The sequence below is a fragment of the Rhodococcus sp. NPDC047139 genome (assembly GCF_040643435.1).
GTDB lineage: Bacteria > Actinomycetota > Actinomycetes > Mycobacteriales > Mycobacteriaceae > Rhodococcus.
This window is the reverse complement of sequence record NZ_JBEYUH010000007.1, coordinates 66535-81131: the sequence shown is the minus strand read 5'-3', so window position 1 is coordinate 81131 and position 14597 is coordinate 66535. Positions and strand designations below refer to the sequence as shown.

The 14597-nt window shown below is 66.6% G+C and carries 11 protein-coding genes; 8 read left to right on the top strand and 3 right to left on the bottom strand.

The genetic code is table 11. From position 1 onward, the window contains the following. The first annotated feature begins 29 nt into the window (after window positions 1–29). The 8 genes from urtB (at window position 30) to atzF (ending at window position 10296) form a co-directional block, all read left to right on the top strand. On the top strand, window positions 30–914 hold the full coding sequence (urtB, locus tag ABZ789_RS11145) for an urea ABC transporter permease subunit UrtB (protein WP_358423355.1): 885 nt from the start codon (window positions 30–32) through the stop codon (window positions 912–914). Beyond that, on the top strand, window positions 914–2044 hold the full coding sequence (gene urtC / locus ABZ789_RS11140) for an urea ABC transporter permease subunit UrtC (RefSeq protein WP_358423352.1): 1131 nt from the start codon (window positions 914–916) through the stop codon (window positions 2042–2044). Before urtB ends, urtC begins: the two co-directional genes overlap by 1 nt. Further along, window positions 2041–2823 (top strand): urea ABC transporter ATP-binding protein UrtD, encoded by a 783-nt coding sequence (gene urtD, locus ABZ789_RS11135; protein WP_358423349.1) that lies wholly within the window; start codon window positions 2041–2043, stop codon window positions 2821–2823. Before urtC ends, urtD begins: the two co-directional genes overlap by 4 nt. After that, window positions 2823–3515, top strand: coding sequence for an urea ABC transporter ATP-binding subunit UrtE (gene urtE, locus ABZ789_RS11130; protein WP_358423887.1), 693 nt, complete (start codon window positions 2823–2825; stop codon window positions 3513–3515). Before urtD ends, urtE begins: the two co-directional genes overlap by 1 nt. Further along, a complete protein-coding gene (locus tag ABZ789_RS11125; RefSeq protein WP_358423348.1) occupies window positions 3515–4201 on the top strand; it encodes a GntR family transcriptional regulator in 687 nt (228 codons plus the stop codon). The genes urtE and ABZ789_RS11125 overlap by 1 nt, the downstream gene beginning before the upstream one ends. 66 nt (window positions 4202–4267) lie before the next feature. Continuing rightward, window positions 4268–4798: a carboxymuconolactone decarboxylase family protein gene (locus ABZ789_RS11120; protein ID WP_358423346.1), complete on the top strand. Its 531-nt coding sequence runs from the start codon at window positions 4268–4270 to the stop codon at window positions 4796–4798. A gap of 102 nt (window positions 4799–4900) precedes the next feature. Further along, window positions 4901–8542 carry an urea carboxylase gene (gene uca, locus ABZ789_RS11115; protein WP_358423344.1) on the top strand — a complete coding sequence of 1214 codons (3642 nt, stop codon included), beginning with the start codon at window positions 4901–4903 and terminating at the stop codon, window positions 8540–8542. Next, window positions 8542–10296, top strand: a complete 1755-nt coding sequence (atzF, locus tag ABZ789_RS11110) for an allophanate hydrolase (protein ID WP_358423341.1) — start codon at window positions 8542–8544, stop codon at window positions 10294–10296. The genes uca and atzF overlap by 1 nt, the downstream gene beginning before the upstream one ends. 63 nt (window positions 10297–10359) lie before the next feature. On the opposite strand, the gene ABZ789_RS11105 is transcribed toward atzF, so the two are convergent. The 3 genes from ABZ789_RS11105 to lpdA form a co-directional block, all read right to left on the bottom strand. Next, window positions 10360–11778, bottom strand: a complete 1419-nt coding sequence (locus ABZ789_RS11105; RefSeq protein ID WP_358423339.1) for an acyl-CoA desaturase — start codon at window positions 11776–11778, stop codon at window positions 10360–10362. A gap of 28 nt (window positions 11779–11806) precedes the next feature. After that, window positions 11807–12904 carry a ferredoxin reductase gene (locus ABZ789_RS11100; protein ID WP_358423336.1) on the bottom strand — a complete coding sequence of 366 codons (1098 nt, stop codon included), beginning with the start codon at window positions 12902–12904 and terminating at the stop codon, window positions 11807–11809. Window positions 12905–13169: 265 nt separating this feature from the next. Then, on the bottom strand, window positions 13170–14573 hold the full coding sequence (gene lpdA, locus ABZ789_RS11095; RefSeq protein ID WP_358423333.1) for a dihydrolipoyl dehydrogenase: 1404 nt from the start codon (window positions 14571–14573) through the stop codon (window positions 13170–13172). Window positions 14574–14597: the final 24 nt, after the last annotated feature.

Below are 14597 nucleotides of genomic sequence, written 5' to 3'. Positions count from 1 at the left end.
CGACCGGAAGGTCGACGAGGGGAGACGACATGGATGTCCTTGTAGGACAGATGTTCACAGGATTGAGTATCGGATCGATCCTGCTGCTGGCGGCACTGGGGCTGTCGCTGACGTTCGGCCAGATGGGCGTGATCAACATGGCCCACGGCGAATTCATCATGGCCGGCAGTTACACCGCGTTCGTCGTGCAGCAGGTGATCTCCTCGGCCGGGGTGTCCCTGTTCGTCTCCCTGCTCGTCGGCTTCCTGGTCGGCGGCGCGATGGGGGTGCTGCTCGAAGTCACCCTCATCCGCCGCATGTATCACCGCCCGCTCGACACCCTGCTGGTGACCTTCGGTGTGGGCCTGCTGCTGCAGCAGGCCGCCCGCGACATCTTCGGGGCCCCCGCGGTCAACGTGATCGCCCCGTCGTGGCTGTCGGGCGGGGTCGAGATCTTCGGCGCCGTGGTTCCGAAGACCCGCCTGTTCATCCTCGCGCTCGCGGTGATCTGCGTGGTCGCTCTGATCACGGCGATGAAGTACACCTCGATGGGACGACGGATCCGCGCCGTCGTGCAGAACCGTGATCTGGCCGAGACGGTGGGAATTTCCTCCCGCCGCACCGACATCACCACATTCTTCCTCGGTTCGGGTCTTGCCGGTCTCGCCGGCGTGGCCTTGACGCTGATCGGTTCGACCAGCCCCACCATCGGGCAGTCGTACCTGATCGACGCATTCCTCGTCGTCGTCATCGGCGGTCTCGGCCGTATCGAGGGCGCGGTGCTCGCCGCGGTCGCGCTGGGACTGCTCAATTCGTTCATCGAGTACTCCACGACCGCGTCGATCGCGAAAGTCATCGTGTTCGTGCTCATCGTGATCTTCCTGCAGGTCCGCCCGCAGGGCCTGTTCGCCGTCAAGACGAGGAGCCTGGTCTGATGTCCACGACACTCTCGGCCCGCACCTTCACCCGTCCCGGACCCGCCCGTACCGCAGCAGGTTTCGCTCTCGCGGCACTGATCCTGTTCGGCCTCGCTCCGGCCGTCCTGTCCGACTTCCGGCTCGGTCTGCTCGGCAAGTTCCTGTGTTTCGCGATCGTCGCCGTCGGTATCGGCCTCGCATGGGGTCGCGGCGGCATGCTCACCCTCGGCCAAGGCGTGTTCTTCGGCCTCGGCGCCTACATCATGGCGATGCACCTGAAGATCGCCGACGCGCAGTTCCGCGGCGACACGGTCCCGGACTTCATGCAGATCGCGGGTATCCGGGAACTGCCGGCCTATTGGGTGCCCTTCTCCTCCCCCGCCGTCACGGTGCTGGCAATCCTGATCGTGCCCGCCCTGATTGCCGCACTGCTCGGCTTCGGGGTCTTCGCCCGCCGGGTCAAGGGCGCCTACTTCGCGATCCTGTCGCAGGCGCTGGCCGCAGCGTTCGCCATCCTGCTCGTAGGCCAGCAGTCGACCGGAGGCTCCAACGGCCTCAACCGGTTCCGCACCTTCTTCGGCTACGACCTGTCCGATCCGGTCAACAAGCGGATGCTGTTCTTCATCGTCGCCGCGATCCTGCTGCTCGTCGTCGCGGCAACCCGCCAGCTCATGCAGTCCCGTTACGGCGAATTGCTCGTCGCGGTACGCGATCAGGAAGAACGCGTCCGCTTCCTCGGCTACGACCCGGCCCTGATCAAGGTGGTCGCCTACACCGTCGCGGCGTTCTTCGCCGGTATCGCCGGTGCGATGTTCGTGCCCATCGTCGGCATCATCTCCCCCGCCGACGTCGGCATCGTCCCGTCGATCGCGTTCCTCATCGGTGTCGCCATCGGCGGGCGCAACACCCTGCTCGGCCCGGTCCTCGGTGCCGTCGGCGTGGCCTGGGCACAGACCGCTCTGTCGGAGAACTTCCCGTCCGCGTGGACCTACGCGCAGGGTCTGCTGTTCATCGTCGTCGTCGGCTTCTTCCCCGCCGGCCTGGCCGGGATCGTCGCCCTGCTCCGTCGGCGCCGCCGCAGCACTCCATCGGATCCGACGCCCCCCACCGCACCCGCCGACCTTCCTGCAATGGAGCCAGTCCGATGAGCAAACCCGTCTACGGCGGCAACGCCGGCATGAGCAGCGACTACCTCGAGATCCGCGACCTGCGCGTCACCTTCGACGGCTTCACCGCCGTCGACGGCGTGGACCTGACACTCCTCCAAGGCGACCTGCGGTTCCTCATCGGACCCAACGGCGCCGGCAAGACCACGCTCGTCGACGCCGTCACCGGCCTCGTCCCCGCGACCGGCTCGATCACCAAGTCCGGTGTCGAACTGCTCGGCAAGAAGACCCACAAGATCGCACGCCTCGGCGTGGGCCGCACCTTCCAGACCGCCTCGGTCTTCGAAGAACTGTCGGTCCTGCAGAATCTCGACATCGCCGCAGGCGCCGGCCGCTCCCCCTGGCAACTGTTGCGCCGGCGCAGTGGCGTGCTGCCCGAGATCGAAGAAGCACTCGAGACGATCGGCCTGACCGCCCACCGCGACACCCCCGCCGGCATCCTGGCCCACGGGCAGAAGCAGTGGCTCGAGATCGGCATGCTGCTCGTCCAGAACGCCGACGTGCTGCTGCTCGACGAACCCGTCGCCGGCATGAGTCACGACGAACGCGAGGAGACCGGGCAACTGCTGCGCCGCATCGGCGCCCAGCGCACGGTGGTCGTCGTCGAACACGACATGGACTTCATGCGCGCGTTCGCCACCTCCGTCACCGTTCTCGCCCGCGGAAAGGTCATCGCCGACGGCACCGTAGACCAGGTCCAGAACGACCCGCAGGTCCAGCAGGTCTATCTCGGGACCGCCACCGCGCCCCAGGAGGCATGATGCTCGAACTCGTCGACGTCCACGCCGGCTACGGCCGCACCGAGATCCTGCACGGCATCTCGCTCACCGTCCCGTCGGCCGGCACCGTCGCGGTCATGGGGCACAACGGCGCCGGCAAGACCACCCTGCTGCGCGCTGCCGTCGGCCTGCTCCCGGTCACCAAGGGAAAGATCCTCTTCGACGGCGAGGACATCACCTCCCTGCGACCGTCCGCGCGCGTCGCCCGGGGTCTCGCCTACGTCCCCCAAGGGCAACAGTCCTTCGGTCAGCTCACCTGCCGCGAGAATCTGCAGGTAGTCGCCGACACACGGCGCAACGGACGCGCACTCGTCGCCGAGATGCTCGACCTGTTCCCCGCCCTCGTCCCGCTTCTCGATCGGCGTGCCGGACTGCTCTCCGGCGGTCAACGCCAGCAACTCGCCATCGCCCGCGCCCTGATCACCGAACCACGCATGCTCATCCTCGACGAACCCACCGAAGGCATCCAGCCGTCGGTCGTCGCCGAGATCGAGAACACCATCGTCGAACTCGGCCGCAGCGGCGACCTCGGGGTGCTCCTCGTCGAACAACACATCGGCTTCGCCCTCGACAACGCCCTGCGCTACTACGTCCTCGAATCCGGACGCATCACCTCCACCGGAGAGGGCGGTGCCGACGCCGCCTCCACAGTCCGCGCGGCAATGGCGATCTGATGGCCGGCGACACCCGGCGCGAGCGGGTCTACAAGGCACTGCGCGCCCACCTGATGTCCGGTACACCCTCGCCCGACGAGCGGCTCAGCGAGGAACGTCTCGCCGAACAGTACGGAGTGTCGCGCACCCCGGTGCGGGAAGCACTCGCCCGGCTCGTCTCCGACGGGCTGGTCGAACGTCGTGAGCACGGCCTGTATCCCTACCGGCCGCGCTTCGACGACCTCGCCGATCTGTACGAACTGCGGACCACCTTGGAGCTGCGCGGGATCCGTCGTGCGCTGGAAGGAGAGCCGGTGCGACACGACCCGGATCTCCTCGGCGCCGAACTGGAACGCTGGTACGACATCCGCAACGATCCGCCCGACCCCGACGCGGGCTTCGTCACGCTCGATGAGCGTTTCCATCTCACATTGCTCGCATCCTCGGGTAATCGCGCCCTGTGCGACGCTCTGGCCTCGGTGAACGCCAAGGTCCGTCCGGTGCGGATGTTCGACTACCTGACCCCCGATCGCATCTCGGCGACCGTCGACGAGCACATCGAGGTCGCCGAACTGGTCCTCGCCGACAAACTCGACGAGGCGTACGACCTGCTGCTCGCCCACATCGACACCTCGCGATCGGTGGTCGTGCAACGCGCCGAGGAGGCGCGCGCGTTCGCCCGGCTCGCCCGCGCTGTACGAGACTGACCGCATCCCCGGCCTGCCGGTCCGATTCACGTGTCCCGGCGGATGCGTTCGGGCAAACTGACGCTCATGACAGCCCGCATCCCGCCCGGACGTTTCAAGCAACTCGGCCCGATCAACTGGGTGACATGGAAGGCTCTGTCCGCAGCCGCAGGAACCTCGGACGCACACCTGTTCAGCACCCTCGGCCGCACCGGCCGGTTGTTCCGCGGATGGCTGCACTATGCCGGCATGCTCATGCCCTTCGGCCGCCTCGGCCGCTTCGATTCGGAGGCGGTCATCCTGCGCGTCGCGCACCTGCGCAAGTGCGGATACGAATTCGACCACCACACCCGGCTGGGCCGGCGTGCGGGCATCACCGACGAGATCCGCGATCGGATCCTCGTCGGACCCGAAGCCCTCGGCTGGCAACCACGTCACCGCGCGCTTCTCACTGCAGTCGACGAACTCGTGACGACGAAGCAGATCTCCGACGAGACGTGGTCGTCGCTCGCGCAGTTCTACGACGACCGTCGTCTCGTCGAGTTCTGCCTTCTGGTCACGCAATACGACGCCCTCGCCACGACCATCGACGTCCTGCGGATCGAACGCGACTTCTGACGGTTCCTCCCGCGGGATCTCCCGACAGGGCCGAAGATCATCTAACAAGGCTGTTACACAACGTCACAGCAGCGTCATTGCTGGTCCATAGCGTATACAGCCATGTCCACAAAGACGTATACAGCAGCGCCGGTCTCGTCGACCTTCGCCTTCGACACCCTGCTCGTCGCCAATCGCGGCGAGATCGCCTGCCGCATCATGCGGTCGGCCCACAAGCTGGGGTTGAAGACCGTTGCGGTCTACTCGGACGCCGATGCGTCGGCCGCGCACGTCGAACTCGCCGACGTCGCGGTACGACTTGGTCCGGCTCCCGCCGCCGAGTCGTATCTGCGCGCCGATCTCGTCATCGAGGCAGCACTCGAGACGGGTGCCGGGGCGATCCACCCCGGATACGGTTTCCTCTCCGAGAACGCCGAATTCGCCGCTGCCTGCGAAGCAGCAGGGATCGCGTTCGTCGGGCCGACTCCCGAACAGCTGCGCGTCTTCGGCGACAAGCACACCGCTCGTGAAGCTGCCCGCGCGGTGGGCGCTCCACTCGTCCCGGGCAGTGGCCTGCTCGACTCGCTCGACGACGCACTCGCCGCAGCCACGACCATCGGATATCCCGTGATGCTCAAGGCAGTCGGCGGCGGCGGGGGCATCGGAATGCAGGCCTGCCACAGCGCCGACGACCTGCGTGAAGCCTACGAACGTGTCATCCGGCTCGCCGCGGCGAACTTCTCGTCCACCGGAGTCTTCCTCGAGCGGTTCATCCCGCGTGCCCGGCACGTCGAGGTGCAGGTCTTCGGTGACGGGCACGGCCGGACGATCAGCCTCGGCACACGCGACTGTTCGCTGCAGCGCCGGAACCAGAAGGTCGTCGAGGAGGCGCCCGCCCCGAATCTTCCCGACCACATCGTCGAGCAGATGCTCTCGTGCTCGCGAGATCTCGCGTCGTCGGTCCGGTACCGCTCGGCCGGCACGGTCGAGTTCGTGTACGACGTCGAGCGCGGCGAGGTGTCCTTCCTCGAGATGAACACCCGCCTGCAGGTGGAGCATCCGGTCACCGAGGAGGTCACGGGGGTCGACCTCGTCGAGTGGATGCTGCTGCTCGCGCGCGGTGACGAGAGCATGCTCGACGGGCTGCCGGACTCCGGACCGGAGATCACCGGCCACGCCGTCGAAGCTCGCGTGTACGCGGAGGATCCCGGCCGTGACTATCGTCCGAGCGCCGGCCTGCTCACCCAGGTCGAGTTCCCCGCTCACACACGCATCGAGACGTGGGTGGACACCGGTGCCGAGGTCGGTTCGTTCTACGATCCGATGCTCGCCAAGGTGATCGTGCACGGCGAGTCGCGCCGCACCGCGTTCGCGGCGCTGTCGGAGGCACTCGACGACACCCACTTGTACGGCGTGCAGACCAATCTCTCCCAGCTGCGCAGGATCTGCACGGAGAAAACGGTTCTCGAGGCCGATCACGTCACGACCACTCTCGCGGGCATGCGCGCGACCGGCCGTCGCATCGATGTGTTGCGCGCTGGCACGATGACCACCATTCAGGACCATCCTGGTCGAATCGGACTGTGGGAAGTGGGTATTCCGCCGTCCGGGCCGATGGACGACCTGTCGTTCCGTGCTGCGAACATCGCTGTCGGCAACCCGGAAGGCATCCCCGGCCTCGAGTGCACCCTGCTCGGTCCGCGCCTGGAATTCTCCGATCCGACCGTCGTGTGCGTCACCGGTGCACCCTCCGAGGTCACCGTCGACGGTGAGCCGGTGTCGATGTGGGAGCCGGTGGAGGTTCCGGCCGGGTCGGTCCTCGAGGTCGGCACTCCCACCGACGCGGGTCTGCGCACCTACATCGCGGTGCGCGGCGGACTCGACGTTCCGCTCTACCACGGCAGCGCGTCGACGTTCACCCTCGGTGGATTCGGCGGGGTGACGGGCAAGGCGGTCGCGACCGGCGACGTCCTCGGTCTCGCATCCGCCGGGAGCATCGCCGATCCTGCACCCGTCCCCGCAGAGATCCGCCCCGAGTTCGGGCACACCTGGCATCTCGCGGTCACCGAAGGCCCCCAGCCTGCCCCGGCGTATTTCACTGCCGAGGATCTGCAGCAGTTCTACGACACCACATGGACGGTGCAGACCCATGCCAACCGCACCGGTATCCGACTCGACGGTCCGAAGCCGACCTGGTCGCGTACCGATGGCGGTGACGCAGGTCTTCACCCGTCCAATCTGCACGACAATCCGTACAGCGTCGGAGCACTGAACGTCTCCGGCGACACCCCGATCCTGCTCGGCCCGGACGGTCCGAGCCTCGGCGGATTCGCGTGCCCGCTCACAGTGGCCTCCGGACATCGCTGGAAGCTCGGCCAGATCCGTCCCGGCGACTCGTTGCGATTCGTTCCGGTCTCCGACGAGGGCGCCGTCGAACTGCGCAGCGATGCAGCACGCGGCGCCGACCTTCCGTCCGTCCCTCGGCAGGACAAGTCCGACGGTGGCCGACTCGGACGCATCGAGCCGTTCCTGGACCGGCCGGAAGTGGTGTACCTGCGCGGCGGGGACGACAACATCCTCGTCGAGTACGGCGAGATGGTGCTCGATCTGGGTCTGCGCATGAGGGTGCACGCTCTGTCCGAGGCACTCGCCGCCGCGAACCTGCCCGGCATCGTCGACGTCACGCCGGGCGTACGTTCGCTGCACATCCACTTCGACCCGGACCTCCTCCCCCAGTACCACCTGCTCGGTGTCCTGCAGGATCTCGAGATCGAACTCCCCGCCACACGAGATCTGGTGGTACCCAGCCGCACCGTCCGCCTGCCCTTGTCGTTCGACGACCCGTCGATCACCGAGGCGATCTCGCGGTACCGCAGCGGAGTCCGTGACGAGGCGCCCTGGTTGCCGTCGAACACCGAGTTCATCCGGCGCATCAACGGTCTCGACTCGGTCGAGCAGGTGCGCGACACCGTCTTCGACGCCGAGTACCTCGTCCTCGGTCTCGGCGATGTCTATCTCGGTGCGCCCCTGGCGGTTCCGCTGGATCCACGCCATCGGCTGGTCACCACGAAGTACAACCCCGCCCGCACGTGGACTCCGTCCGACGCGGTGGGCATCGGCGGCAAATACCTGTGTGTGTACGGCATGGAGTCACCCGGCGGTTACCAGCTGGTCGGCCGGACCATCCCGATCTGGTCGGGATATCGGCAGACCGGACCGTTCGAGGACGGAAAGCCGTGGCTGTTCAGGTTCTTCGACCGAATCGTGTGGGAACCCGTGACGCCCGAGCAGTTGCTCGAATACCGGGCGGCGGCGAAGGCGGGCAGGTTCGACGCCGACATCTCCGAGGGAACCTTCGCGCTCGCCGATCACCTGCGTTTCCTCGAGGACAACGCCGCGTCGATCGACGAGTTCCACGCCGCCCAGTCCCGCGCGTTCGAGATCGAGAAGCAGGCATGGCGTGATGCGGGAGAGTTCGACCGCGTCGACACCGAACCGATCGAAGTGACGGCGCCCGACGATCCCCTCGAGGGTATGCCTGCCGGCGCCGTCGTCCTCGAGGCACCGATGGTCGGCAATGTGTGGCGCGTCGAGGTCGCCGAAGGCGACACCGTCACGGCCGGCAGTACAGCGGTGATCCTCGAGGCGATGAAACTCGAGATGCCCGTACCGGCGGAGTCCGCCGGTACGGTTCTGAAAGTCCTCGTGGGTCCGGGCACGAAGGTCGCGCCCGGCACACCCCTTCTCGTGATCGGAGTGCAGTGATGAGTATCGGCAGTACCCTCGGTACCTCGGAGACCGCGTTGGCGGCGTCCGGTCCCTCGGCGAGGGTGTCCGCCACCGATCGAGTTCACGCAGCCCTGCGTCGGATCGAGGAGGTCGACCGGCCCGAAGTGTGGATCACGTTGCGCAGTGCCGACGATCTCCTCGCCGATGCCGCCGCTGTCGACGCCCGGGTCGCCGCCGGTGAGTCGCTTCCGCTCGCCGGACTGGTCGTCGCGGTCAAGGACAACGTGGACGTCGCTGGGATCCCTACCACCGCCGCATGCCCCGAGTTCGCGTACGTTCCCGAGGACACGGCTTCCGGTGTCGAGCGCTTGATCGCTGCCGGTGCCGTGGTGCTCGGTAAGACCAACCTCGACCAGTTCGCCACCGGTCTCGTCGGGACCCGCAGCCCGTACGGGGCGGTACGCTGCGCGTGGGACCCCGAGAGGGTTTCCGGGGGTTCGAGTTCCGGCTCGGCGGTCGCGGTGGCGCTCGGCATCGCCGACATCGGGCTGGGCACCGACACGGCCGGCTCAGGGCGCGTCCCCGCTGCTCTGCACGGCCTCGTCGGATTCAAGGCGACGCTCGGTGTCGTCCCCGCGCACGGCGTCGTCCCGGCGTGCATCGACTACGACTGCCTCACGGTCTTCTCGACGTCGCTCGACCTGGCAGCCGAGGCCGTCGCGGTGATGGCCGGACCCGAGCCGCGGGATCCCCGTAGCCGGACATGGCCGGCCGATGTGCGGCTCGCCGCGTCGAACGCTCTGCGTGTCGCGGTTCCGCGATCCCAGGATCTCGAGGCGTTGTGCGCTGAATATCGCGACGCCTTCGACCGGACGGTGGCGGCGGCGAAGACTGCCGGCATCGAGGTCGTCGAGGTGGACATCTCCCCCCTGCTCGATGCGGCGTTGCTGCTGTACGACGGCGCCGTAGTGGCCGAGCGCTACGCGGCGGTCGGCGAGTTCCTGACCACGGACCCGGCGGGCGCCGACCCCACCGTCGCCGCGATCGTCGCCGGGTCGAAGGCACCCGCCGCCCACGAACTCGTCGACGATCTCGACAAGCTGACCCGGGTGAAAGCCTTTGCAGGTGAACTACTCGCGGACGTCGACGGGTTGCTGCTCCCCACGACGACCGAGCACCCGACGATCGCGGCAGTGGAGGCAGACCCGATCGGCATCAACCGGCGTATGGGCACCTTTACGAACTTCTGCAACCTGCTGGACATGGCGGCCGTCGCGGTTCCGGGGGAGCCCACGGTGACCGGGGATCCGTTCGGTGTGATGGTCGTGGTCCCGGCCTTCGCCGACCAGGTGGCGGTGGACGTCGCTGCCGCACTCGTCGGAACCGATGCCCCCTCCGTGGTCGAGGCCGGTGTCGAACTCGCGGTGTTCGGCGCACATCTGCGCGGGCAACCCCTGCATTTCCAGCTCGAGGATCTCGGAGCGCGGTTCGTCGAGGAGGTGCGCACCTCCGATGCGTATCGTCTTGCGGCGCTGAACACGACGCCACCGAAGCCGGGTCTCGTTCGGCACGGCCCGGGACAGGGGGCCGGGATCGTCGGCGAACTGTTCCGCATCTCGGAAGCAGGACTCGGGCGCTTCCTCGCCGCCCTGCCCGCCCCGATGACGCTGACGAGCGTCGAACTGTCGGACGGGCGGTGGGTGGTCGGCTTCGGTTGCACGCACGACGCGGCATCCGACGCGGTCGACATCACCGAGTTCGGTGGGTGGAAGGCCTATCTGCAGTCCTGATATCTGTGCGAACGCGCAGTCGCCGCCGAGAATTCTCGACGACGACTGCGCGTTCGACGATGGTCATCGGGGCGGAGGATCGACGGCCACACCGCCGCCGGCGTGTTCGGGGCCGGCATCGGGATGTTCGGCGGGCAGCCGCCTACGGAACCGGGCTGCCTCACTGGGGACGGGCCCACCCTGGGAATCGTCTGTACGACGGTACGGTCCGGGCTTCGGCCTCGCCTTGCCGCCCGGGAACGCCAACCGGGCGATCGTGCGGTGCACCATGAGCCACTGTTTACCCAGTGGACCCGAGTTGTAAGGCAATTCGTAGCGTTCGCAGATGTCCTTGACCTTCGGCGCCACCTCCGCGTAGCGAGTGCTCGGCATATCGGGGAACAGGTGGTGTTCCACCTGATAGCCCAGATTCCCGCTGAGGATGTGGAACAGGGGGGAGCCTTCGATGTTCGCGGCCCCGACGAGTTGCCTCACGTACCACCCGCCGCGCGACTCGTTCTCGACTTCCCGCTTCGAGAAGGTGTAGGTCTGGTCGGGAAAGTGCCCGCAGAAGATGATCGCGTGTGCCCACACATTGCGGATGATGTTGGCGGTGACATCGGCGAGAAGTGTCGCAAGGAAGGTCTTCTCGACACCCGGCAGATAACGATCCGCGAGACCTGCTGCGGCGCTCCACTTTCCCGACCCGGAACCGATCGAACGCAACCTGCGCGCGATGCGCGAGGTCTTCGGCTGCGGCAGTCTGCCTTGCAGCGCTGTCTGTGCGAGACCGAACAGCGCCGCACTCACCAGCGGCCAGCCGACGTAGTCCTTGACGAACTGAGCGCGCGCCTTGCCGGCGATCCCCTTCAACTCCTCGAGCACCTGGCCGGGCGTCTTCTTTCCCGCCCACAATGCTTCGAGGTCGAGGTCGTGCAGGGCGACACCCCATTCGAACAACACCGTGAGCAAGGCGTTGTAGAAGGGTTGGGCGAGGTAGACCGGATGCCACTTCTGCTTCGGATCGATCCGCATGATCTCGTATCCGAGATCCTTGTCGAGGCCGCGGATGTTGGTGAAGGTGTGGTGGATGTAGTTGTGAGAGTGCTTCCACGCCTCCGCGGTCGATGCGGTGTCCCAGTCCCACACCGACGAGTGGATGTCCGGATCGTTCATCCAGTCCCACTGGCCGTGCATGACGTTGTGGCCGATCTCCATGTTCTCGAGAATCTTCGCGACACCGAGGCAGGCGGTGCCGGCCACCCACGCAGGTTTGTACGACGACGCGAACAGCAGCACTCTGCCCGCGACGACGAGCTGACGCTGCGTCGCGATCACGTTCTTGATGTAGCGCCGGTCCTTGTCGCCGAGACTCGAGTACACCTCGTCGTGGATAGCGTCGAGTTCCTTCGCGATCCGTTCGAGGTCGTCCTCGCTGAGATGGGCGAGCGGACTCTGCGGTTCCCGTGAGTCGGTTGCGTTCCTGTCGATGCTTCTCGTCACGACGCCCCCTGTTTTCGAAGCGGATGCTTCACAGTTCGATTTCGATGTCACCCTCCGCGGTGTGGATGCAGGTGCGCACCGCAGCCCCGGTGGGCTCGCTCACCTCGTCGGTCCGCAGATCCCGGAGTTGCCCGGAACGCAGCGTTCCGACACAGGTGTGGCAGATGCCGATACGGCAGCCGTACGGCAGCTTCAGGCCGGCTTCCTCACCTGCGACCAGGATGGGTGTTCCTCCGTCGCAGTCCACCTCTTTCTCGCTGTCGAGGAAGTGGATGGTGCCGCCCTCGCCGCTTCCGGCATTCCCACCGATGATCGGCTGGAAACGTTCGAGGTGAAAACGCTTCGGGTCGCCGTGCTCTTCCCAGTACTCCTCGAGAGCGTCGAGCAGTTCGCGCGGTCCCGAACAGAAGGCGTCGCGCTCACGCCAGTCGGGGCACAGTTTCTCCAGGTCGTCGGGGGTGATGCGGCCTCTTTCGCCGCTGAGCCACAGCTCGAGACGCAGCCCGCTGTGGCGGTCGTCCAGGTCGTTCAGGACCGAAGAGAAAATGACGTCGTCGGGGGTGTGAGCGGAGTGCACGACAACCACGTCGTCGATCCGGTCGCGGTGATCGAGGCTTCGTAACATGCTCATGATCGGCGTGATCCCACTGCCGGCGCTGATGAACAACAGCTTCTCCGGCAGCGGGTCGGGCAGCGTGAACACGCCCTCGACCTCGCCGAGCCGGACGATATCGCCCGGCTCGAGCTTCCGGACCAGATAGGGCGAGACAACTCCGTTCTCGACGAGCTTGGGCGTGACGCTGATCAGACCGTCGACCGGATCAGGATCGGAAGTCAGCGAGTAGGCACGCCAGTGGTAGACACCGTCGATGATCACCCCGAGGCGCACGTATTGGCCGGGCTCGTGTCCCCGCCATTCGTAGGCCGGACGGATGAGCACCGACGCTGCGTCGCCCCCCTCCGGGACCACACGTTCGACACGGCCACGCAGTTCGCGAGTCGTCCACAACGGATTGATCATCTCGAGATAATCGTCCGGCCGCAGGGGGGTGAACAGATGCCGCACCGTGCGCAGCAACCATCTGCGAGCCGGATGCACGTGTGGGCGAGCGCCTCGTTCCGCCATGTCGTCACACTACGCGCGCCGCTGCGCCATATGCGCAGGTTCGTCCCGGATATGACGACCTCGACCTGCCGTCGCCGGGTTCTTCGGCGCGAACCGACGAGCAGCGCAGGATCGTCCGGCCGCGAGAGTCGGGTGCGGCGAACGAGACCGGAACGACGTCAGCCCGTGGCGACGGTCGGGTCGCCACGGGCTGAGCCGGTACATCCGAGCGGGGATCCGCCCACACGGAAGGCTGTGGGTCGCGGGCCGATACGGCCCGCGGTCCTCAGAAGTTGATCATGTGACCTGCGAGGCCGTGGATGGCCTCCTGCAGCGCCTCGCTGAGGGTCGGGTGAGTGTGCACGTTGCGCGCGAGCTCGTTGACGGTCAGGTCCCACTTCTGGGCGAGAGTCAGCTCGGGCAGCAACTCGGAGACGTCGGGGCCGATGAGGTGGCCACCGAGGAGCTCACCGTGGGTCTTGTCGGCGATGAGCTTGACGAAACCGGTGGGATCACCCAGGCCGTGCGCCTTGCCGTTGGCGGTGAACGGGAAGGTCGCGACCTTCACGTCGTAGCCCTCGTCCTTTGCCTGCTGCTCGGTGAGACCGAAGCTCGCGACCTGCGGCTGGCAGAAGGTTGCGCGCGGCATCATGCGGTAGTCGCCGAGTTCGAGGGTCTCGGCTCCGCCGATGGTCTCGGCCGCGACGACGCCCTGTGCCTCGGCGACGTGGGCGAGCTGCAGCTTGGCGGTGACATCGCCGACGGCGTAGATGCCCTCGACGTTGGTGCGCATACGCTCATCGATCGCGATGGCACCGCGGTCGGTGAGCTCGACACCGGTGTTCTCGAGGCCGTACCCCTCGACGCGCGGCGCGAAGCCGACCGACTGCATCACCTTGTCGACGGTGACGGTCTCGACATTGCCGGACTTGTTGTCCTTGATCTCGACGGTGACCTTCGAGCCGTCGTCGGAAATCTTCTGGACGGCAGCGCCGGTCTTGATGGTGATGCCCAGCTTCTTGTACGCCTTGGCGATCTCCTTGGAGACGTCGGCGTCCTCGTTGGGCAGTGCGCGGTCGAGGAACTCGACGATCGTGACGTCGACCCCGTAATTCTTCAGGACGTAACCGAACTCCATGCCGATGGCGCCGGCGCCGACGATGAGGATCGACTCGGGGAGTTCGCGAGTGAGGATCTGCTCCTCGTAGGTGACGACATTCTCGCTGAGCTCGGTGCCCGGCAGCAGCTTGGTGACCGAACCGGTCGCGATGATGACGTTGTCGAAGGTCACCTGTTCGGTGCCGCCCTTGGTGAGGGCCACCTCGATGGTCTTGGCGTCGACGAACGAGCCCATACCGTCGTATTCGGTGATCTTGTTCTTCTTCATGAGGAAGTGCACGCCCTTGGTGCGCCCGTCCGCGACCTTGCGGCTGCGATCGTAGGCGGCACCGAAGTCGAAGGACACGTCCCCCGAGATGCCGAAGGTCTTGGCCTCTTTGTTGAAGAGATGCGCCAACTCGGCATTGCGGAGAAGTGCCTTGGAGGGGATGCAGCCCACGTTCAGGCAGACACCGCCCCAGTACTTCTTCTCGATGATGGCGGTGCTCAATCCCAGCTGTGCCGCGCGGATAGCAGCGACGTACCCACCGGGACCGGCTCCGAGGACAACGACGTCATAGTGTGAGGTCACGGATATACAGGGTAGTCCCGCCCG